This window comes from Nitrososphaerales archaeon, from assembly GCA_025058425.1.
In the GTDB taxonomy this organism is placed as follows: Archaea; Thermoproteota; Nitrososphaeria; order Nitrososphaerales; family JANXEG01; genus JANXEG01.
The window spans coordinates 1-21,197 of the sequence record JANXEG010000008.1 but is presented as its reverse complement, the minus strand read 5'-3'; the positions used below and the strand labels follow the sequence as shown (position 1 = coordinate 21,197).

The following is a 21,197-nucleotide window of genomic DNA, read 5'->3' as shown; positions in this document are numbered from 1 at the left end:
AAGATCATAACATAGGATATCGATTTAAATGATGCGAATATTATCGAAGTGAACACCATCAAGAAATAAAGATAAAATCTGCCATTGAGCTCTAAATATTTAAATAACTTAGTAAATTTTATTAGATTTGAGAAGCAAAATCTTCGAATAAAGATAAGAGTTGTGAATGACTTGGCCCCTTCATCGTTTAGGTATGCTGTGGAGGACTTGTTAAAGTGAAAGTGAATGTAGGGTTGAGATCATTTATTCATATACGAGTTGGAATTTTTTCGAATATGCCGAAATCGATGATGGAGGTTTAATCCATGTCCTTTATCACGAAGTTAGAGATAAGAGGCTTTAAATCCTTGGGTGATAAAACCGTCACCCTTAACTTCGGTAAAGGGTTGACGGCAATTACAGGGCCCAATGGTAGTGGGAAGACCAATATTTTAGATGCGATCCTCTTTGCCATAGGTGAAAATAGTCCGAAGAAGTTGAGGGTTACTAAACTTGCAGATCTGATTTACGATGGGGGCCCGAACGCATCATACAAACCCTCGAGTTGTAGAGTAACGATCACCTTCGATAATACATTACGCACTCTGCCGATAGACTCCGACTCAGTTACTATCTCACGTGAACTTAAAAGTACTGGAGAGAGTGTATATTACCTCAATGGTAAGCCTGTACAGAAGAATACCCTTTCTGAAATTCTAAGTGTAGGTTTAATCTCTCCTGATGGGATCAATATAGTCCCTCAAGGTATGGTTACGAGGATCGCGGAGCTTCTACCCGATCAAAAGAGGGCTTTGATAGAGAATATCGCCGGTGTAGCTGAGTTCGATCAGAAGAAGGCTGAGGCGATGAAGCAGTTACAAAATGCTGATGTAAAACTTCAAGTAGCTATGGCCAGAATTGGTGAGATAAAGAGTAGGGTCGAATCGTTAGAGGAAGAAAGAAATGATCAATTAAGGTTAAGACAGTTGGAGAATGAGATTCGATGGTTAAAGGCCGTTTTAACATCGAAAAATCTTATCGCTACGCGTGAAAGGATCGAGAGACAGAAGCAGGTAATCAGAGATTGTGTGAAGAAGATAGATGAAATTCAAGGTAAGATCTCAGAAGTAAGGCACAAGATTCAAGCCTTAGAGAGTGAACGAAATGATTTCATATCTACCGTCATGGAGGGGCCGAGTGGCAAGCAGCTTGAAATCGAATTCGAAATCGTTAAGATTACCAGTGAATTAGATCGGTTGAATGTGGATATCGAAGAAGCCCGAAGAACAGTGTTAAAGATCGATGAAGATCTACCCCGCCTTCAACAGATGAATGAGAATTTGGTGAAAGAGATTGAGGAAAGTGAGCAGAGGATCGATCAATTGAAGATCACTCTAAATGATCTGGAGAGGGCGAAGAAGGAGGCGGAGAACGAATGCAAGAAGGTAGAGAGAAGGATCGAAAGGCTCAAAGGGCAAATCTCTCGATCGAATAAAATGTTAGAATCGTTAAAAGAGCGTTTATCAAAGTATAGTGAAATTCAAAGGTCTATAACTATGAAGATTGAGGCTCTGCGCAACGAACAGAGTGTTTTAAATGAGCGGTTAAGTTTACTAAAGGACAAATCGAACTCATTCTCAGAGACTTTAAAACAATTGGAGGCCAATATCAAAGAATTGGAGAATCTGAAGAAGATCGATACCGAATCATTAAACCAGATCAACAGATCCATATCCAATCTATCGGCCATTAGAGAGAGGCTAGAGAATGAAATTGAGAATGCAATATCTATACTAGAGAAGGTTAGAGGGGCTGTAATAAAGTACGATTCCCAGAGGTCCATCATCGAGCAGGTGTTGATCGAGGAGTTGAGCTTTCGAAGGTTAAAGGAGTTGGCAGATGGGGGTTTGGTAGAGGGTTTTATCGATAAATTTGAGAATATTATATCTTACGAGCCTCAGTATGAAAGGGCGGTCTTAGCGATCGGTAAGAAGTGGATGAAGACCGTCGTTGTAAGAGATTTGAATGCCATGTTAAAAGTAGCTGAGTTGATAAAGAAATTTAAGATCGGCCGTTTGACGATCATCCCGCTCAGTGAAATTTCAGATACTTCTAAGGTAAATCCTCCAAATGTGGAGGGTGTGATCGGTGTATTGGCAGATGTGATCAAAGTTAGAGAAGATAAGGAAGATTTTAACGGTCTAGTGAACTTTATCTTTGGAGATACGGTCCTTGTGAATTCCACACGATCTGCATACATAGTCGCATCGAGAGGTTTTAGGAGTGTCTCTCTCAATGGTGATATATTCGAACCGAAGGCGATGGCTTTTGAGACGGGTTTGATCAAAAAGTTGACTCAGATCGTAAGATTGATCGGAGATGAGAGATCATTCTCCACGGTGAAGGAAGCACTCTCTTCGCTTAGAAAGCTCATCAATAAGAGAAAACTCGATCTACAAAGGTTAGAGAAGCGTTCCAAAGCACTTGAAAAAGAGATGGTGAAGAGGGCTCTACACATGGAGCGTTTGACGGCAGATCTGATCAACTTTTCTAAATTGGCCAAAAAGTATAACAGACTTAAGAAGCTCGTAGATAAGAAGGTCGATAAGATCCTAAATGCTCTGAAGAAGTTAGAAGAGAGGATCAAAAGGTTAGAGAGTCTTAAGATGTCTGTCGAGGAGAGGTCTCAAATTTGTAATAAGAAGATAGAGGAGTTAAATCTGGAGAGATTGAGAGATGAATTATCCTCTTTAGAGAAGAAGCGCTCATTCTACATTAGCTTTATTGATAATACTTCTGCTCAGATCAGAGATACACTTACGCAACTGACTAGAGAAGATGGAAATCTGAATCATAACCTTCGCCCGAGTCTTGATAGGGTGAATAAAGAGATCGAACAATTGAAGAATGAGCGAGAAGAGAGATTGAGATTCATAAAAGAGAGTGAAATCAAGGTTAAGGAGTTATCGAGCAAACTCGATGAATTAAAGAGCGAGGAAGCCAATATAATAGAATCTTCGAAGAAGTCACGCCCGATTTTAGAGAGCTTCGAAGAAAAGTTAAAAGCTTTAAAGGGTGAGGAGGAGGAGTTAAAGAAATCTTTTCTCAATTTGGAGAGGGAGCGAATAAATGCAGAGAAGAGTTTAGAAAGGCTCTTAGAGGCTGAACGGCACTTTATAGATGAGTTAAATCTACTTGGATACGGTGAACCTATCGAGGTATTTGAGAATGCAGAGTTGATATTAAAGCAGTTGACGAGAGAGTATGAGCAATTGAAGTATGGTGTAAATTTACTGGCAGATCGTAGCTATAAAGATGTATTTATCAATTATAAGAATCTGTCTTTAAGGAAGAACCAATTGGAGATGGAGAGGGATGCTATTATAAAGTTCATCGAGAATATCGAAGCGGAGAAGAGGAGGGTCTTCTTAGATGCTTATGGCAAGATCGATCGAGAATTACGCTCGATATTTGCAAGATTGACCGGTGGAAAAGCGTGGTTAGAGATCGAAAAGCCCGATGATATCTTCTCTGGTGGAATATATCTGATGACCGAGTTTCTTGGTAAGGCTCCTAGAGAATCGAGCTTAACGAGTGGTGGTGAGAAGACCGTCTCAGCCCTCGCATTTATCTTAGCGATTCAATCCGTTTATCCATCGCCCTTCTACCTATTCGATGAAATCGATGCACATTTAGATCTAGTGAATAGCGAACGTTTGGCTGAATTGTTAAAGGAGAAGGCTGAAGATAGACAGATCATCATCATTACATTAAGAGAGTCGATAATGTCAAGATCATCCTTAATCTATGGCGTATATATAGAGAATGGTGTCTCCAAATTTGTGAAGTATAAGCCGAGTGTGGAGGTGGTTGCGAAGAGTGAATGATGTAAGGCCAATCCTTTCCAAACCTCCCTTAAATATATTGGTGAATCCCGGAGCGATTAAGAATCGAAGGATTTGGGAGATCGATCTTAAAGATCTTCTGGATAAACTCCTCAAGGTATTGGCAGATGTTGAATCTTTAGATATAAGGATCTGTGCTTCAGCCGCTTTAACATCGGCGATCATCTATAGATTAAAGGTCGAAACCCTCTTTCTATTTGAGAAGTTAAAGGTAGAAAGAAGACCAGCAACGACGATCGAACCCCCTCAAATACTGTTGATGCCCTTCAGATACGAATTAGCCTCGACGACGATCGAGGATCTTTTAAAAGCGTTGGAGAAAATTCTCAGCGAAATACTTTCACAGGGTGATAAAAAAGAGAAGCCTGAAGCTGAATTGACCGATTATGAACCTCTAATTAAAGTCGACTCATTCATTGCTTACATTCAAGAAAGGCTCGCATCATTCAAAGATGATCTACTGAATACACTTAACAAAGTTAACGAAATTCTCTTTAGTGAATATATTCAAGGATTTGCGTTAAATGAGGCTATGAGAATTTTTATCTTGTTATTATTCCTTGCGAATGAAGGGGTTATTCGATTGGAGCAGTTTGAAGATGATATAAAGATTTTGAAAGTCGATAACTATGACAACAGAGGATAATGATAAGGAGATACAGGCACGCATCGAAGCTGCACTCTATGCTTCAGGCCGACCTCTCTCTCCAGAAGAGTTGGCAAAGGCTGGCGGGATAAGATCAAAACGTAAAGCGGTCAATATCGCGCGCTCTTTAGCGAAGTTGATCAACTCCACATTGAGCTCTATCGAAATCATCGAATTACAGGATCATAAGTTCGTTATGCAACTTAAACCCGAGTATAATAAGATAGCTAAAAGATTCTCCACAAAACCCCTTTTACCATACTCCGTTTTAAAGACCCTATCATACATAGCTTACTTCCAACCGATCTCGAGTCAAGAATTGGTCTCTCAAAGGGGCTCACAGGTATATCATCATTTAAAACTCCTTGAAGATCTAGGTTTTATAGTTGGGGAGCGTTCGGGGAGGACCTATATTTATAAGACTACGGCCGCATTTTCCGATTACTTTGGATTGAGTAGAGATCTGAATACACTCAAACAGCAATTGGCGAAGGCCAAATTGGGAAGAATGGTCAAAATCAAATGATGGCCAATCTTTTATCTGCTTTCGAAGGTATCTGATCGGCATGACTTTCATATTCTTTAAAGAGTGATTCATCGCGTTTGGGTGAAAAAGAAGTTAAAAGAAGAGTTTAGGCAAAAGAGCGATCGATGAAGATGTTAGCTATCAAATCGGTATTTATATAGGGAAGATTCCATTATCATTGAGGTTATCATATGCGCCTTCCACTAGGTAAGTTACCATTACCGATTCTGGAGAAGTACGTTTTGAAAAGAAGGGGAAGGGAATCGCCAAACTGCATCGTAGGTCCAGGGCCAGGTATAGACTTCTCCGTTATTAAATTAAATAAAAGATACTTAATCGTCTCATCCGATCCTATAACTGGTGCCGAGAAGGATGTAGGATGGCTCGCCGTTAATGTGAGTGCCAACGATGTCGCGACGAGTGGGGCAAGGCCTCAGTACGCCAGCTCCATTATACTATTTCCTGAGAATTCTGATATCGAGATGATCGACACGATTACTCAGCAGATCGATCGTGCCGCGAAGAGTTTAGGGATATCTATCGTAAGTGGACATTCGGAGATTACACCCAGACTCGATCGGCCGATCATAATCATGACCACCTTCAGCATAACCGATCGATACGTTACAGCTAAAGATGCTAGAGTGGGGGATTGTATTCTGATGACGAAGAGTGCTGGTATTGAGGGTACATCGATACTCGCAGAAACCTTTAAAGATAAATTGACTCAAATCGATAAGAACTCGTTGATCAAAGCATCGAGGATGATCGAAAAGATCAGTATAGTGAAGGAGGCCGTTCGAGCCTTTGCTACGGGCTGCGTACATGCGATGCACGATCCTACTGAAGGAGGTATTTTGAATGGAGTTTATGAGATGGCCCTCGCATCCAATCTAGGTTTTACGATCTATGAAGAGAAGATACCTGTCGATGATGTTACGATGAAGATCTGCCTCTCCTTAAATGTCGATCCTTTGAAGTTGATCAGTTCGGGCACTTTACTGATGGCTGTCGATCCTAAGTATGTTGATAGAGTGTGTAGGGCTCTAAATGCTATAGGTGTTAAAGTCAGCGAAATCGGTGAATTTACCGATGGGGAGAGGATCTTGATCAGACGAAGTGGCACAAGGGAAAGGATCGATTCAAGTATAACGGACGAACTATGGACGCTCTTAATGTAGCTTAAATCTTCCAAAGTATCATTCAAAATTATTTAAGAAATAAATTCGAAGGGGATAATCCTAAAAGATTGCATAACATTAGAGAAATCGAGTTAAAGATAGCTTATCTGCCAACATAAAAAGATAAAAAGATAAAAAGCCCACTTAGAATGTTAAAAAGATAGGATTTACTCGCTAAACCTTTTAAACCTTTTTTATTTCTCGACAATCTCAGCGAGTTTGATTACAATCTTCACTACATCCATGGCCGTTCTGCCCAAAATCGTGATCATCGGTTCTTTTCCATAATCGCCCGTATGATAAATCACATCAGGTACTTCACCTATACTCCTTATAGCCTGTTCAGCACCCCATGCTGTACTCATCCCTTCCACACTCTTAACTTCAGGCGGCTCCAACCTTCGATCATAATATGAGACCTTTAACCCAATCTTCTTACAAGCCTCTACAAGCCCTTCGGAGTACTTAATATTCATACCGGCCCTGATCGATGGATTATGCTTCATCGCTGTGAGTACGGTCTTCGCTACATGAGATGAAGCACCGAATTCAGGTGGCATAGAGGCCTTTACACCACCATCCCACTTAACGATACGCCCAGGTACCGCTGCTACATCCTCTACGCTACTTGCATAAGGTAAAGCGAAGACCAGATTGCTTTGAGATTCGGGTATGAGCCTCTTAACCTCTGGATGTGCCTCTAACACTCGAATCGCTTCTTTAATGCTCTTTATTACAAAGTACTTTTCACTATCATTTATCAACTTTGCCATGGGATTTACCGGACCCTTCCCTCTACCTACATGAAATCCGAACTTTATCGAAGTGTACACAAAATCCTTTGCGATCTTAACGGCTTCCTCTACACCAAATCCTTTAGCCAATAGCGCGGCTATGGCTGAGGCGAAGCAACAACCTGTCCCATGGGTGGTATCGGCATCCAACCTATCCCCAACGTACCTCTTCACCTCACCTTTGTAATACAAAGTATCTACAACCTTATCCTCCGTCGATAGATGGCCACCTTTCACAACGACCGCTTGAGGGCCCAACTCCGCTATCCTCCTCGCTGCGACTTCAGCATCGTGCAGATTCCCAATATTCATATTGGCAAGTATTTCGGCCTCCATACGATTCGGTGTTACAACGATCGCTAAGGGAAGGAGCCTTTCGATCAGAGTATTTACCGCATCCTCTCTGAGGAGCCTCGCCCCACTCTTCGCCACCATAACCGGATCGACAACTATTGGTAATCGATACTCCATAACCTCATCCGCTACAAGGTTGATCACATCTTTTGTATGGAGCATGCCCGTCTTTACAATATCTACACCGATATCCTCTACTACAGCTTCGATCTGTGCTTTTATAATATCTAATGGGACATCATGAATTGCACTCACACTAACGGTATTTTGGGCTGTAATCGCGGTTATTACACTCATTCCATGGACACCAAAGGCAGCAAAGGTTTTAAGATCCGCTTGAATACCGGCCCCTCCGCCAGAGTCGGAGCCCGCGATCGTTAAGGCACGAATCGGTTTAATATTCATACTTCAACTACTACACAACATAAATCACATAAATACTTTTACAATGCAATCGTGAAGAGTCGATGAACCAAATTCGATAGAGTAAGATTACAAAACTTTTGATTCTTATACCTTTTCAGAAATGGTCCTCAGTTAGGCCGTGCTCATCATCAGTCGAAACTTCAGGGCAGGTCAGACTCAGCATTCACCATCAAATATTAAATTCTACTTTAAATCCTTTTTGAAGTCTCCTCACATTCTATCATAGTATTTAACGATCCACAACTACCATTCGAAAGGCAAAATTTCCTAAAAAATTCTACATCCCTTTCTTCATCATCTATGAAGATGATGATCGAAATTAAGGGTGTAGATCATTAGATCATGTAGCTCATATATATGCTCTACAATAAAAGTCGTAAAGTCGCATTATATTTAAGAGACAGCAAAAACTTATAATAAAACCTCAAATTAATGAGGAAAAAGATACTTACAAAGGTGAAGAGGATGGAGTGGAATGTTATGAATAAAAAAGTTATGGATAAGTCGGTATATAGAAGAAGGCGCAGATTGTGGCTTACCTTATTCATCACGATCGTTATAATCGACTTTCTAATACCCTATACCATATTAAAAGATATTGCAAGCTTTTACGCTTCATATATGTTTTGGACCGTTTTAACGCTCATCACCATGATCCTCGGTTACATATATTTATCGGGCTGGAGGGATTGATATGCCCATAGACTCGATCTGGATCTATAGTGCGATAATCATATGGTTTTCGGCTGGGTGTGTACTATCACACTATGCACGTAAACGTATGGGTGCTGGTGTGGCTGAATACTTTATAGCGAATAGAAGGATCACCGCACTCCCATCGGCTATGACTTATGCAGCGACGACCTATAGCGCATTCATGATGGTCGGGCTCGTAGGTTTAACGTACGCCCTCGGCTCTTCCACACTCGGTTTTGAATTGACCTACCTAATAGGCACGGTGATGCTACTGCTATGCTTCGCTCCGAGGATATGGATCGCTGGCAAAAGGTACGGGTTTATAACACCGACCGAAATGTTGGCAAAAAGGTTTGAGAATGTATGGGTTGGTGTAGTGGGCACGATCATCTGTGCAGTAATGATCATTCCTTATTCATCGGTACAGTACATGGGTATAGGTTACCTTGTTGAAGAGCTTTCAGGGGGTAGTGTACCTTTTATCATCGGCTCATTGATAGTGATGTTCGGTGTCTTCGTCTATGCTTATTGGGCCGGTATGAGGTCTGTAGCATTGACCGATATCTTACAGGGATTTATAATGATCGCAACATCTCTCTTTCTACTATTTTATGTTGTGTATAACTTCTTCGGAAGTTGGGAAGCCTATGTAAATAATGTTAGAAGTACTATACCAGACCATTTGAAGGTGAGGTGGGGCTTTGCATCTTATATCGGTCTCACAATACCTTGGTTCTTCTTCGCCATCTCGAATCCACAGGTATTTCAAAGATGTTACATACCAAATAGTGTCACGACGCTAAAGAGGATGATATGGGGATTCACCATATTCGGCTTCATATACACGATCATCTGCACACAACTTGGATTTATGGCGAGGCTCATAATACCAGAGTTGAAGGTTGCGGATCGGGCGATGCCCATATTACTCACAAAGGTTCCAGACCTCGTCGCACTGATAACATTGGTGGGGATCCTCGCAGCCGCGATCTCCACTCTAAACTCCATCATATTAACGTTAAGCTCTATGTGTGGTAGAGATATCTATAGAGCGTTAAAGCCCGATGTATCTGAGAATAAAGAGTTATTCGTCGGGAAGGCCCTAATCCCTATATTCTCTATTGTATGCTTCTTCTTCGCACTCTTCAGACCCGGGTTGATCGCGATCTTATCTGCCATGTCCTCTGGTGGTATGCTGATGCTCGTTCCAACGATATTCGCAACATTCTTCTGGAAGCGTGCTACAGCGATAGGCGCATTGAGTAGTATGAGTGTGGGTGCTCTGCTAGTGGGCATTGGATATGCCTTCGGGATAAACCCGTTCGGTTACTCGATGACCATCTGGGGGCTTATTGTCGCAACATTTTTACTCATAACGGTCAGTTATATGACAAAACCACCTAAAATCGCTGATGAATTTATAAGTTATGTGAATGAAAAGATAAAGGAGCATAATATGTGATTGTATGATATTTTTAATCGAGAGAAGTTATTTTAATCTCGATTAAAATATCGGTTTTTGAATTTTTTGGTTTAAAGTATATCTTTACCTTCCCACTTTATATGTGTTGATGTCATTTCTACGTAGAAGATTATTAAAGTATATCCTAGCACTATCTGTAGGCATCGGTAGCTTCATCATCATCAAGAACCTTCTAAATTCGATAACGACCAAAAAGTACAATGGTGAGCAAGTTCAATATCCACAATCACCGATCGGGATCGGAAGCGTGGTAAAACTACCGGAGGTTAGGCTTAAGAGCGATTTTTCGATCGAAGAGGCATTATTAAAGAGGAGATCTATAAGAGATTATAAGGATGAACCGTTGACACTTCAAGAAGTCTCTCAATTACTCTGGGCCGCTCAAGGGATTACAGATCCAAGAGGTTTTAGAACGGCACCATCGGCTGGTGCAACGTATCCACTTGAGGTATATGTCGTGGTGGGTAACGTATTAGGACTCGAAAAGGGTGTTTATAAATACAATCCCCATGAAAATAAGCTTGTAAAGGTGCTGGATGGAGATAAGAGGCGTGATTTAGCCATCGCTGCTCTGCATCAAGAGTGGGTTGAAAGGTGCGCTATAGATCTGGTATTCACAGCGATCTACAGGCGAACGACATCAAGGTATGGCGATAGAGGGATTAGATACGTTCATATGGAGGTGGGGCATGCAGCACAGAATGTGTATCTACAGGCGGTATCATTAAAACTTGGGAGTGTGGTTATTGGAGCGTTTTACGATGATCAAGTAAAGAAGATTTTGAACCTACCGGCCGATGAAGAACCGCTCTACATACACTCGATCGGTAGAGTATGAAGTAATCGCAGAGAGAATATGGTAATATGGTAATGTGCATAATGGAAAATAAAAATAATATAAAAAATAAAGTAGGGGGTTTTATTGATTTATGATTCTTTAAGGTGCCCTTTGGTATGGAATGTGTTCTGGTAATGTGATAGATAGAGTACCACGATACTGTGAAAATTTACCCGTTTCTAACCAGCCATAATTTATCGTCAACGAATAAAGGTTCAATGTAGATGGTGATACTACGCTCCTCTTCTCTTCTTCCATATTGAACGATGGATACATCAGATCGCCCTTAACATTACTATGCTCCAAACCTAACGCGTGGCCGAATTCGTGGGCTACAAGATTCTCTATACCCGTTAAGGTAAGCCCTTTCACACCGATGATTATATCGACCGATTGTATGGCGTAATCCGTACCGACTCTTTTAAAGGATAGCTTTGTAGAACCGAGTATGTAGCCCGGTGCTATCTTGTAGTGGTATGTAATCGTTACATCGGGTGGTGCCTTCATTAGGGTTTCGTTCACACCTTGTACATACACGATAAAGTTTATCTTATCGAGCCAAGGGTAGTCTGGTAATGTATCGTTATTCCAATCCTGTTTAGAGAACCATGTTAACGATACCTTCCAACGATCGATAGCCCTCCTTCCAGCAGATACTTCGGGAGAATTTGGTAAGTATACATTCGGCTTGATCAGCACGCTTATCGTCGTATCATCCCACGCAGCTGCACCTCTATTCGGAGCGTCCGCAAGGCTCTGCTTTAGAGGTACTTCCTTCCTCGGCTTCTCAACATCTCTTGGTGGTATTTTAATCCTCTTTGCAATATCCTTTAGGATATCTTTAAGGATATCATGGGCTTTCTTTACGTCATCCAGAGCGCCTTTCTTATCTCCAACTAAAAGTTTATCTTTCGCACTTTCGATCAACTTCCTCGCTTCCTCAAGCCTCTTCATCAGATCATCCACTTTGACTCCACTTTTAGCCAACCTTTCGATCGATTTCTCTACATCATCTAACAGCTTTTCGATCCCTTTGAAGAAATTCTTGATCCTCCAACCTATCGTCCAATCGCTGATGAGCCTCAACGCCCTGAATGCTTCTTCAATATTTCTATTCGCTTCACCGAGCAAATGTGCGGCTCTTGTTACATTTCTCTTCTCGAGCGCAGCTCTTGCATCCTTTAGATTATTTTCAGCCTCTGTTAGATTTCCTTTGACCCATTCGATATACCTTTGATTCTCTGATGTTTCCTTTATATATGCTATAACATCTTTAATCCTCTTGATCCTTTCTTCTATTCGCTCTATCGCTACCAGAATACCTCTGCCCCTTTCTTCTTCAACCTCTCTTCCTTCCTTTGGTGTTATGTTAAGGGACTTTATCGCCTCTCTAAACCTCTCCTGAGCTCTATTTGCCCTCTCAAAAGATTTACTATATTCACCCTTCTCCAAGTAGTATTTAGCTTCTTTGAGCAGAGCTTCACCTTCGCTTATCATCTTATCGGCTTTTGTAACATCGATACCTCTACTTCTTGCACGCTCTCTGAACTCAATAGCTATTTCATAGGCGTGTTGAGCGATCTCGATGAACTTCTCCGCCTTCGTCTGATCCTGCCACGTTGCATAGGCTGAGAAAGTTGGTACTATCATCGATGAGATTAATAGAGTTGATAGTAAGAGTATGGAGGCGAAGGCAAAGGTTTTGCGCGACATCTTTACCACCGCACTCTATAATGGTTGGTTAGATTGATAAGGGACGCTATTGAACACTCGTTCCACAAATCTTGAAAAACCCGTTCAACATCTACCATATTCATAACCTCTTCACCAACTCTACTTCATTCTGTATGCCTACTTTATTGATCCTCACATAACCCATCCTTTCTAACCTCTTCACCAAACGCCACGTGGTCGACTTCGGGAGTAAAAACTTCTGCCTTATTTCAGATTCCAAGACCTTTCCACCCTTCTCAGCTATAAATCGAAGTACTTCCTTATCTTCAGATCTTAAAACCTTCGCTTCGCCCCTACCCCTTAAAAAGAGTAGAATGCCGATGAGTGATGAAATGACTGTAATGGTAATTATATATTCGATGAATGGCGGTTGAACGATCTTCGTTTCTTCAATCGTAGAAGGTGTAGTTGGTTTGGGCGTAGGTGTAGGGGTGGGAGTGGGAGGAGTGGGAGGAGTGGGTGTCGGTGCAGGTGTAGGCGTTGGAGTTGGTGTGGGTGGTAATGTGGATGGTGGTGATGGTGTGGATGGTGGCAAAGGGATCATCGGTGGAAGTACGTAGCTGATCTCCCAGAATCCTGGAGGTACTGTAAGAACGATTCTCTGATCTCTCGCCGTTATCGATGATGGTAAATCATTAAGATAGATGATGTTGGAGCGTTCGGGCAAAATGATTTTTACTTCATAAGGTAAGTTAAGCTTGATGGTCCATACCTCACCCTCTTTCTGTGTGAGCGTGGGTGTAAAGTAATCTAAAGTTACCTTTGATGCGCCCAATGTAGTGATGGTGATATTTGGTAGCTTTATCGTATAGCTAAGAGGCATATTATCCTCGTCTAGCACGAGCAGATTCCATACAGAATGTGATAAAAGAGGTATAGAGATAGATACGAGGGATTCATCGACATCCAAACTCTGTATTACTTGGGCTACACCATCACGGAAGATGATGATCTCTGTGGATGAAATTGAGTAAGGTTGAGCATAAATTCTAGAAAGGTTTAAGCAGAGTACCATCAGTAGAGCGACTATCAGTATTTGGGAATTGACTTTCAAATAACATGTTATCTACACAATCGTGTATATATTTACTTATTGTTAATTGTTGATACTTCAGGCTATGAACTGTGACTGTGAAGGTGAATCCCCATTGCTGAGGTTAAGATCTATTAAAGATCTCTATCTACCTATTGTAAGAGTAGAGAGTCCTATCGCCACAAATAACAATATCCAGCCGAGTATCAAAATGATCTTTATAATCCTCCTACCTATGGCTACAAACTCAAGGATAAGATAGAGTGCGGTCAATGAGATAAGAAAGCTGATGGCATCAGAGTAGAGTTCGGCCGTTTTCGGTGCTGCTTTGAATAACGTTTCTGCGAGTATACTTCCGATGAAGGATCTTAATGTATCGTAAGCTGTCCTTAAGAATATCAACCCATCCCTTAAGATATCAAAATTTATCTGAACCATTCCATAGAGTTAATTCGTAAAAGATTAATAAGCCTTGTGAATCATCACCAGCCGTTTAGATGTGAGGTTAAAGATCGATATCGATTTGGCGCTAAATCATCAATTTATTCACATACCATATCGGCAAGTATAATAAATTCCAAATGTTTAAAGTAATAAGGAGTTGGAGCTTAAAGATTTAATCCTAAGGTTAAGGGATTTATGCGCTCAATTCTATCAAAACTGTCCATACTTTGATGAAGAAAGGTTAAGGATGAATTATGAGATATTTAAAGAGCACTTTGTTAAGGAGCGTGTCAGCATATTCTATCGCTGTGGAAACCCCGAATCATCTTATAAATGCATTTCAATAATCTTTAACATCGGTAAAGTCATTCGTGAGATCGAATTCAAGTATCCAAGTATCGTGAGGGATGCTACTATAGATTACTATGAATCGAAGGGTATGAAAGGTGTCGGTATGAGCATAGGGGCTGAGCAGTTGTTAAGAGAGTTAGCCACCACATTCTGTGATACATTCCCATCGATCGTAGATAGGGCTTCACATCTGGTTGAAATCATTATGAAGAGGTACCGTTAAAAATCTTCTGCTGAGTTTGATATGAACATCTTGAAGAGATTGGGATTGATCATAAATCCAAAATTGCGTGTTACTGTGCTTACTGGTGCTGGTATCTCTATTGAGAGTGGTGTCCCAATCTTTAGAGGCAAAGGCTCTATGTGGGAGATTCCCGAAGCGAGAAGGCTTGCGATGAGGGCTGGCCCCCCTTGGAATAATAGAGAGACGTGGGAGTTTTACGAATGGAGAAGAAGACTTGTAAGTCAATGCAAGCCCAATGCAGCCCATTATACACTCGTTGAAATGGAGAATTATTTTGAGAATTTCTGTTTAATCACTCAAAATGTCGATGGTCTTCATACCAAAGCTGGTAGTAAGAAAGTTTTAGAACTCCATGGGAATATGTGGAAAGGTAGATGTATGAGATGTGGTAAAGTTATAGATTTGCCAGAGACCCCTTTAAAGAGTCTACCACCCTACTGTGATTGTGGTTATCCATTACGCCCTCACGTGGTCCAATTTGGTGAACCGATAGATAATGAAATTTTGATCAAAGCGATTAATGCGAGTAAAGAGGCAGAGCTATTCCTCGTCATAGGGACATCAGGCGTAGTTTCACCTGCTTCTCAAATGCCTCTTTTAGCACTTGAGAATGGGGCAAAAGTTATTGAGATTAATCCTAATCCCACAGTTTTAACACCCTATATGAGTTTATCGATAAGGGAGAAGGCTGCAGAAGCTTTACCAAGACTTTGGAAGGGCTTCTTTACAGATGATATAAATTCGATATTGGCTCCTTAACTCCGCAATATTAAAAGGCTATTGCATCATCTTTTAAACATGCTCTCCCTTTCCATTCTTTCGATCTCTCTTCTTACCCGTTCTAATTCTAACTCCAACCATCTTTCATAATTTCTCAACTCTAAAAGCTCTTCTTCAACCGATCTTCCTCTCCAAAGTACGAAACCGGGAGGAAAGATTCCAAATCCCCAACGAACCTTGCCCACTCTGAAGGCTCTAAAGGTCGAGAGTGTGAAGAGGATGAAGATCGCTGTGAATATCAAGAACATCAATGTAGTTAGTAGGATGGCGAGCCATCCGGATTCGATCTCAAAACCCCACACAAAAGGGAAGATAAATAATTGCATACCTCTATTAATATTAGTGATTCGTTTAAAATACTTTTCTGAGTAAAACTCTTATCAAGATATGATGAACAAAGGAGAATAAAGGACTTTAAGATATCTTTAATTTTATTCGAACTTAACAATCTTCAAACTTTTAATGAACCATTTATATGCATCTTAATACATAGAAAAAGATGAAGGTGCTCTATTCTGGGCCGGTAGTTCAGCGGTATGAATAAGTAATAATACAAACGCCCGCCTCGCACGCGGGAGGTCGCGGGTTCAAATCCCGCCCGGTCCACTTTTTAGTGAATCGAGAATTGATCGTTCTTTCCTTCTAATCGATGGTTATGAGGGAGAGGGCTAAGTGGGCTAATTCTTATCTGCTTAGGGATATCCAGCGTTGGTTTGATACTCTTACAGCTAAGTCTTATTGATAGCCTATTTATCTTATTTATCTTAGGAATCTTGTTTTTTATTGTGAGGTTAACGAGACTAATCCTAAGACTCAAGGTTGTGAAGACTAGACTTTTCGGATGTTTTCACCGATTTTGTCCGAAGGTTGGAGAGGGGTAAGATTCGTACATTACCAAGGAGACTCTGCTTGGATGTGAGGCTTAAGGTTAATGTTGAGGGCGAAGATAAAACACCAGCCATAGCCAATGAGAGGTTTCTCTTATACCATTGTGATACATCTTTGATGAATAGTTCATTATCTAAAGATGATCGAGTAAAAGATGTTCTATAAGCTAATATCTACCTACATCTATGATCGATGAAAGGTTTAGTATTTACAATCTATGTGAGATATAAAAGAGCATATGAAGAATCTTCTAAACCTAGCAATACATGAACCCATCTTACATGAGAGATTGCGGATCTAATCCTGTTCAACATCCCTATTGGGCCTTTAGTTGATTTAGTGCACTTTCCAAGGCTTTTATGGCACCTTCAATTTTACTTTGCAACTCTTTAAGCCTCTCTTGAAGCTCGAACTTTTCTCTTCTCTCCTTTTCAACTTCCGCTCTAAGCTTTTCGACCTCTTCTTTTGACGGTGCAGCTTCAGTCTCTTTGAGTATGAATGTTAGGACTTTTTCGCCTCTAAGGAGCATCTCATAAGTTTCCCTTACAAGTTTTCCGGCTTCGGTCTTTCCCGTCAAGTGCGCTCTTAGAGTCTGTTCACCCCTACCGAGTTCATCAGCTATCCTTGCAACCGTCATTCCCGCCTTTTCCCTCGCGAGTGCGCCAGCGGCAATTGCCAGAGCATCTATCCATGTAATTCTGTCCTTCGGATCTGCGCTCCGCATTTTCTCGATAACATCCTTTCTTGATACTGTTCCTAAGAGGAGGATGGCTTCAAGCTTTTGAATATCCTCTCTCCCCAACGGTTTTAGTGGAACTTCCATTTCACTCATACATTTTCACCTCCTTCAATAGACCCTTTAGGCATAACCCTCACAGTCTTGTCTGGATAGATTATTATACCTTTACTTGTTATCTCGAAGGGATGTCTCTTCATAGAATGTTCTGTTCCACGCATCTTCCAAACGATTATTGACCGTTTAAGCTCGCCTTGATATTCGTCCAAGTCAAGCCTTATAATTCCATCGGCCGCATGCTCAACACCGGGACCGCCAAATCCACGGTCTGTCACGCTTACTTGTGAAATAAGGAATCCTGTGCATCCCAAACCGGCCAGGACCTTTTTTATCAGCATCAATGTCGACCTCGCTAACATGGGCTTGGTCATGTAAAGTGTTGAAACAGAATCTATGACAACCCTCTGCGCATTTAAATCGGTAATCGCTTGTCGAATAACATCCAAAAAACTTGGGATATCATCGGGATCCTTAATCACATAGCGCTCTCTCTTAGATGATTCGCCAATCCCGGAGGTGAATGCATCCACTATTGCAAACTTCCCATCCTGCTCATACTTTCTAGGCTCCCAACCAAACCTATCCATGTTAATCCTGATCTGAACAGGATGCTCCTCCAAAGTCACTAAAATGCCCGGTTCATTCAATCTGAAACCAGCATAAAGGAACTGCTGACCAAAGATGGATTTTCCAGTACCAGGTCCACCGGACAATAGAATAATATTCCTCCTCGGTATCCCACCATGTAAGATCTCATTCATACCTGGGATGCCTACATCTACACGGTCACTCATAAGAAACCAACCAGAAACTTGTTTCCACTTTTTCCACTTCTATAATATATTGATCATTTATAAAATTTTTATCGTCAACTCAGAGAAAATTTTAAAACTTTTATTTTAGGCAACTGGGTAACTTGGTAACTTTAGTGATAAGGAATGTGCTCCTCTTGTCATCGGTCGATAAAGATGACGAGGGGCATACCACAAAAGCTACGTCCTTGTAAACGAACCCCTAGCAATAGAAAGAATCTTTCTACCTCAAGATGAACGGTACATTAAGTGAAAAGAAGAGTAACGCTTTGGTATTGGTGGTGAATCATAAAAAATAAAATAGGGTAGAGATCACATTGGAGGTCCTCTATCGGTTACTATGTTTTCAATCATCCGCAGTGCAAATATCCTGTAGTTCATCATACCACATCACCTCCCTTACTCTCATTTTGCCATTTTTATATAATGAGAAAGGGGTTAATAAGCCTTTCGCATTATTAAAAAATATTAATGTGAGAAAGATTTATAAGCTTCTACGTAACATTCTAATAAAATAAAGGTGAAGGGGAATGGTCCGCAATGAGTATTCGATCGAAGTCAACTCCCAAAGTAAGGTAGTCGAGGTTACATTCGCATCGATCATTACTCTCGATATGGTAGAAAGTATACTCAATCGACTTAAAAATTACATTGCAGAAAACTACCAGATCAAAATAGTAGGCTACATTAATAGAGAATATAAATACCTGAGAGCTTTCACACTCGGCCTCTCCCTTTTCGGCAACGAAGACCGTGTTATCTTCGAGAATAAAGCAAAATTTCGAAGGGCTGAGAGGAGGTTGATTAGAGAGCAGATGAAAGAACTTAGAGATAAAGGGTACAGTGTTAAGCAAATCTCAGAGAGGTTAAATATTCCATTAAAAACCATCTACCGATGGCTTAAAGAGTAGACTCTCTAATTGTATGGAAGGCATTCAAAACTTGGAAGAGATGAAAGAGATAAGAGTGTTATGTATTACTCTTAGTTTGCAGTTATATTTTTAACATCGTTTTCTATGGATTGGAGTATTTCTAGGTATTTTGCTTGCCCACTCTCTATAGCATCTATAGCTCTCTCCAGATTCCTCGTCAACTCCTCTGAGATGAACGTTTTGTAATTTTCAGCTAGATAATCATACACGTTCTTTCCAAACTTGGTGTTGAATATAAATCCATCCCTATTGACTATGTATCCTCTTTTAAGTAGCACATTGATTATCTTAGAATAGGTACTCGGTCTACCTATCCCCCTCTCCTTCATTAAAGCTACTATATCGCCTTCACGATACGGTTCTGCTGCAGGTTTATACCTCACTTTAAACTCTAGGACTTTATACCTTCCCGGTTTAACTTCACTTTTAACTCTAACTATGGGATTTACCTTCAAAAAGCCCTCCTCAAGGATCCTAATGGCCCTTCTTTGCTTAAGCTCGATTCCATCGAGCTTGAACGTTAACTCTTCGATCTCCACCCTTGCCTCTTTCATCTGGCTCGCGATGAAACGCTTGAAGATCATCTCATATAGCTTTATATGATCATTCACCAACTTCTCGGGGACTCTTATTACACCCGAGAAAAGGTAGAAGTATAATTGTTTAGCATCTATGGGTTTTGTAGGTCTAATACATTCGTGTGCTCCATCCGTTCTATACTCTCTTGGCTTGAACATTCCGGGGTAATTTTCATCTACATAGCGTTTAGCCACATCCATACCCGTTGTCGATACAGTAGTTGCATCAGTTCTGTGATAAGTTATGAGGCCTGATTCAAAAAGGGTCTGCGCAAGGTTCATCGTATAGCCTACAGGGAATCTGAGTTTGTGGGCAGCATCTCTAAGCATGCTGTCTGTGGTGTATGGTGGTGGTGGATAAACCTGTTCCTCACGGAATGTGACATCATCGATCGAGGCTATGAGTTCGCCCGCTTTGAATTTCCTGATGAGCTCCTTACCATCGAATGGCTCTTCAAGAATTATTGAGAAGTTATTTTCTAAGCGGGTGATGGCTATGGGGATTTTATGTTTAACTTCCGCTGTCCTGCTTATAACCCAGCCGAGGACTGGTGTTTGAACTCTTCCTGCGGAGAGGTTCATCTTTTTGAACCTCTCCCATAGTTTTTTACTGAGTTCAAAACCGATCCACCGATCCTCAATCCTCCTAACTACCTGTGCCTGAACAAGAGGTAACTTTACTTCTCTGGGTTGCTCAAAAGCTCTTCTCAAAGCTTTTCGAGTTACTTCGTGAAATTCGAGCCTCTCGATATCATCACAGTATGGGTTGATGGAGACAAAAATATCATAGCCTATCTTTTCACCCTCTACATCGGGATCGGTAGCTATAAAGACCTTATTCACTTCACTTGCAAGTTTACGTAGTAAATTCACAATTTCCCTTGTAGAGTACATTTGATTTGAACCACATTCTGGACACGCATCCCTATCTGTGAATTGTTCACCACATTTATTACAACGCCTTATATCAGTATACACTGGGATGTACTCTCCATTCTCCTTTATAACGCCATGATAACCCCCTTCAGTCGTCAAGTCGAAGATATGCCCGCCTGAAGCGATGATCGTTAATATGAATTGTTCACTCGCTACTTCATAAACTGTGAAATTATTCATAATTCTTTTGGCAGGCTTTCCGAAGAAGTAGGCTATCGATTTAGCTTTTGTTGGGGATTCGACGATCACAAGTACTGATTTTATAATATCGATCGTTTCAACGGAAAATTCACCCATCCGTATTTTCTTTATTATTTCTCTATCTTTACTAACGATCTTAAACTCCTCAAGCGCCTTGTCTAAGTCATATTCCTCAAACTCCTCATCCGTAATCAACCGAATTCGTCTACAAAGGCTATGGAAGGATTTTTCATCATCGACTATCATGATAGATACTCCACGACTTATACCTGCTGCGTAGAATCTTGAAGCCCTGCCTGAAGCTTGAATGTAACCATCCACATCCGGTATCACGAGTACAAATTCACCATTCTCTATCTTCACATCGATATCGACCCTCTTAGCAAGTTTTTCGACATCAATATTCTCCATTATATATGCGAGCACTTTTCGAGCTTTCTTCAAGAGTTTTTGTACGTGCCCTTCAAACCCGTCAAGCTCAATATCTGTTTCGTCAGCCTTTCTAATCTTCTCGATGATTTCTTTGCTCACTGGTACAACCTTTGAGAGCTCCAACATAACCGATGCGACCTCCTTTTGAAGTTTATTCTCAAAAATTGGGGACAAATTCTTCAACAGTGTGAGAATTTTCTGAGGGTTG

At 40.9% G+C, this 21,197-nt stretch carries 18 protein-coding genes and 1 tRNA gene; 11 read left to right on the top strand and 8 right to left on the bottom strand.

Annotation, left to right across the window (positions count from 1 at the left end; translation table 11 throughout):
• Window positions 1-305 precede the first annotated feature (305 nt).
• The 4 genes from NZ896_01640 to NZ896_01625 all read left to right on the top strand — a co-directional run bounded on the left by NZ896_01640 (window position 306) and on the right by NZ896_01625 (window position 6,237).
• Entirely contained in the window at window positions 306-3,866 is a 3,561-nt protein-coding gene (locus NZ896_01640; GenBank protein ID MCS7116155.1) for an AAA family ATPase, read from the top strand.
• The gene (locus tag NZ896_01635) at window positions 3,859-4,530 is read left to right on the top strand and encodes a hypothetical protein (GenBank protein ID MCS7116154.1); all 672 of its coding nucleotides are present in this window, start codon (window positions 3,859-3,861) and stop codon (window positions 4,528-4,530) included. Before NZ896_01640 ends, NZ896_01635 begins: the two co-directional genes overlap by 8 nt.
• Window positions 4,514-5,056 carry an SMC-Scp complex subunit ScpB gene (locus NZ896_01630; protein ID MCS7116153.1) on the top strand — a complete coding sequence of 181 codons (543 nt, stop codon included), beginning with the start codon at window positions 4,514-4,516 and terminating at the stop codon, window positions 5,054-5,056. Before NZ896_01635 ends, NZ896_01630 begins: the two co-directional genes overlap by 17 nt.
• 191 nt (window positions 5,057-5,247) lie before the next feature.
• Window positions 5,248-6,237 carry an AIR synthase family protein gene (locus NZ896_01625; protein MCS7116152.1) on the top strand — a complete coding sequence of 330 codons (990 nt, stop codon included), beginning with the start codon at window positions 5,248-5,250 and terminating at the stop codon, window positions 6,235-6,237.
• A 194-nt stretch (window positions 6,238-6,431) separates the two neighbouring features.
• Here NZ896_01625 and NZ896_01620 read toward each other — a convergent pair whose 3' ends face one another.
• Window positions 6,432-7,790, bottom strand: a complete 1,359-nt coding sequence (locus NZ896_01620) for a bifunctional hydroxymethylpyrimidine kinase/phosphomethylpyrimidine kinase (protein ID MCS7116151.1) — start codon at window positions 7,788-7,790, stop codon at window positions 6,432-6,434.
• Window positions 7,791-8,276: 486 nt separating this feature from the next.
• On the opposite strand from NZ896_01620, the gene NZ896_01615 reads away from it, so the two are divergent.
• The 3 genes from NZ896_01615 (at window position 8,277) to NZ896_01605 (ending at window position 10,828) form a co-directional block, all read left to right on the top strand.
• The gene (locus NZ896_01615; protein ID MCS7116150.1) at window positions 8,277-8,504 is read left to right on the top strand and encodes a hypothetical protein; all 228 of its coding nucleotides are present in this window, start codon (window positions 8,277-8,279) and stop codon (window positions 8,502-8,504) included.
• A gap of 1 nt (window position 8,505) precedes the next feature.
• The gene (locus NZ896_01610; GenBank protein ID MCS7116149.1) at window positions 8,506-9,969 is read left to right on the top strand and encodes a sodium:solute symporter family protein; all 1,464 of its coding nucleotides are present in this window, start codon (window positions 8,506-8,508) and stop codon (window positions 9,967-9,969) included.
• Between the two features lie 109 nt (window positions 9,970-10,078).
• On the top strand, window positions 10,079-10,828 hold the full coding sequence (locus NZ896_01605) for a SagB/ThcOx family dehydrogenase (protein MCS7116148.1): 750 nt from the start codon (window positions 10,079-10,081) through the stop codon (window positions 10,826-10,828).
• A 99-nt stretch (window positions 10,829-10,927) separates the two neighbouring features.
• On the opposite strand, the gene NZ896_01600 is transcribed toward NZ896_01605, so the two are convergent.
• From NZ896_01600 to NZ896_01590, 3 genes are all read right to left on the bottom strand, one after another.
• Complete coding sequence (locus NZ896_01600; GenBank protein ID MCS7116147.1) at window positions 10,928-12,541, bottom strand: matrixin family metalloprotease; 1,614 nt, start codon at window positions 12,539-12,541, stop codon at window positions 10,928-10,930.
• A gap of 100 nt (window positions 12,542-12,641) precedes the next feature.
• Window positions 12,642-13,616, bottom strand: a complete 975-nt coding sequence (locus NZ896_01595; protein ID MCS7116146.1) for a helix-turn-helix domain-containing protein — start codon at window positions 13,614-13,616, stop codon at window positions 12,642-12,644.
• A gap of 123 nt (window positions 13,617-13,739) precedes the next feature.
• Window positions 13,740-13,997 carry a hypothetical protein gene (locus tag NZ896_01590; protein MCS7116145.1) on the bottom strand — a complete coding sequence of 86 codons (258 nt, stop codon included), beginning with the start codon at window positions 13,995-13,997 and terminating at the stop codon, window positions 13,740-13,742.
• Window positions 13,998-14,196: 199 nt separating this feature from the next.
• Between NZ896_01590 and NZ896_01585 the strand changes: the two genes are divergently transcribed.
• Together NZ896_01585 and NZ896_01580 are read left to right on the top strand one after the other, a co-directional pair.
• Window positions 14,197-14,613, top strand: a complete 417-nt coding sequence (locus NZ896_01585) for a hypothetical protein (GenBank protein MCS7116144.1) — start codon at window positions 14,197-14,199, stop codon at window positions 14,611-14,613.
• Window positions 14,614-14,634: 21 nt separating this feature from the next.
• Window positions 14,635-15,393 carry an NAD-dependent deacylase gene (locus tag NZ896_01580; GenBank protein MCS7116143.1) on the top strand — a complete coding sequence of 253 codons (759 nt, stop codon included), beginning with the start codon at window positions 14,635-14,637 and terminating at the stop codon, window positions 15,391-15,393.
• 26 nt (window positions 15,394-15,419) lie between these two features.
• On the opposite strand, the gene NZ896_01575 is transcribed toward NZ896_01580, so the two are convergent.
• Window positions 15,420-15,740, bottom strand: a complete 321-nt coding sequence (locus tag NZ896_01575; GenBank protein ID MCS7116142.1) for a hypothetical protein — start codon at window positions 15,738-15,740, stop codon at window positions 15,420-15,422.
• Between the two features lie 191 nt (window positions 15,741-15,931).
• Between NZ896_01575 and NZ896_01570 the strand changes: the two genes are divergently transcribed.
• Window positions 15,932-16,020, top strand: a tRNA-Ala gene (locus tag NZ896_01570).
• Between the two features lie 598 nt (window positions 16,021-16,618).
• Here NZ896_01570 and NZ896_01565 read toward each other — a convergent pair.
• Window positions 16,619-17,134 (bottom strand): hypothetical protein, encoded by a 516-nt coding sequence (locus NZ896_01565; protein ID MCS7116141.1) that lies wholly within the window; start codon window positions 17,132-17,134, stop codon window positions 16,619-16,621.
• Window positions 17,131-17,892 carry a KaiC domain-containing protein gene (locus NZ896_01560; GenBank protein ID MCS7116140.1) on the bottom strand — a complete coding sequence of 254 codons (762 nt, stop codon included), beginning with the start codon at window positions 17,890-17,892 and terminating at the stop codon, window positions 17,131-17,133. Before NZ896_01560 ends, NZ896_01565 begins: the two co-directional genes overlap by 4 nt.
• A 548-nt stretch (window positions 17,893-18,440) precedes the next feature.
• Between NZ896_01560 and NZ896_01555 the strand changes: the two genes are divergently transcribed.
• Window positions 18,441-18,821, top strand: coding sequence for a helix-turn-helix domain-containing protein (locus tag NZ896_01555; GenBank protein ID MCS7116139.1), 381 nt, complete (start codon window positions 18,441-18,443; stop codon window positions 18,819-18,821).
• 71 nt (window positions 18,822-18,892) lie between these two features.
• Here NZ896_01555 and rgy read toward each other — a convergent pair whose 3' ends face one another.
• Window positions 18,893-21,163: a reverse gyrase gene (gene rgy, locus NZ896_01550; protein MCS7116138.1), complete on the bottom strand. Its 2,271-nt coding sequence runs from the start codon at window positions 21,161-21,163 to the stop codon at window positions 18,893-18,895.
• Window positions 21,164-21,197: the final 34 nt, after the last annotated feature.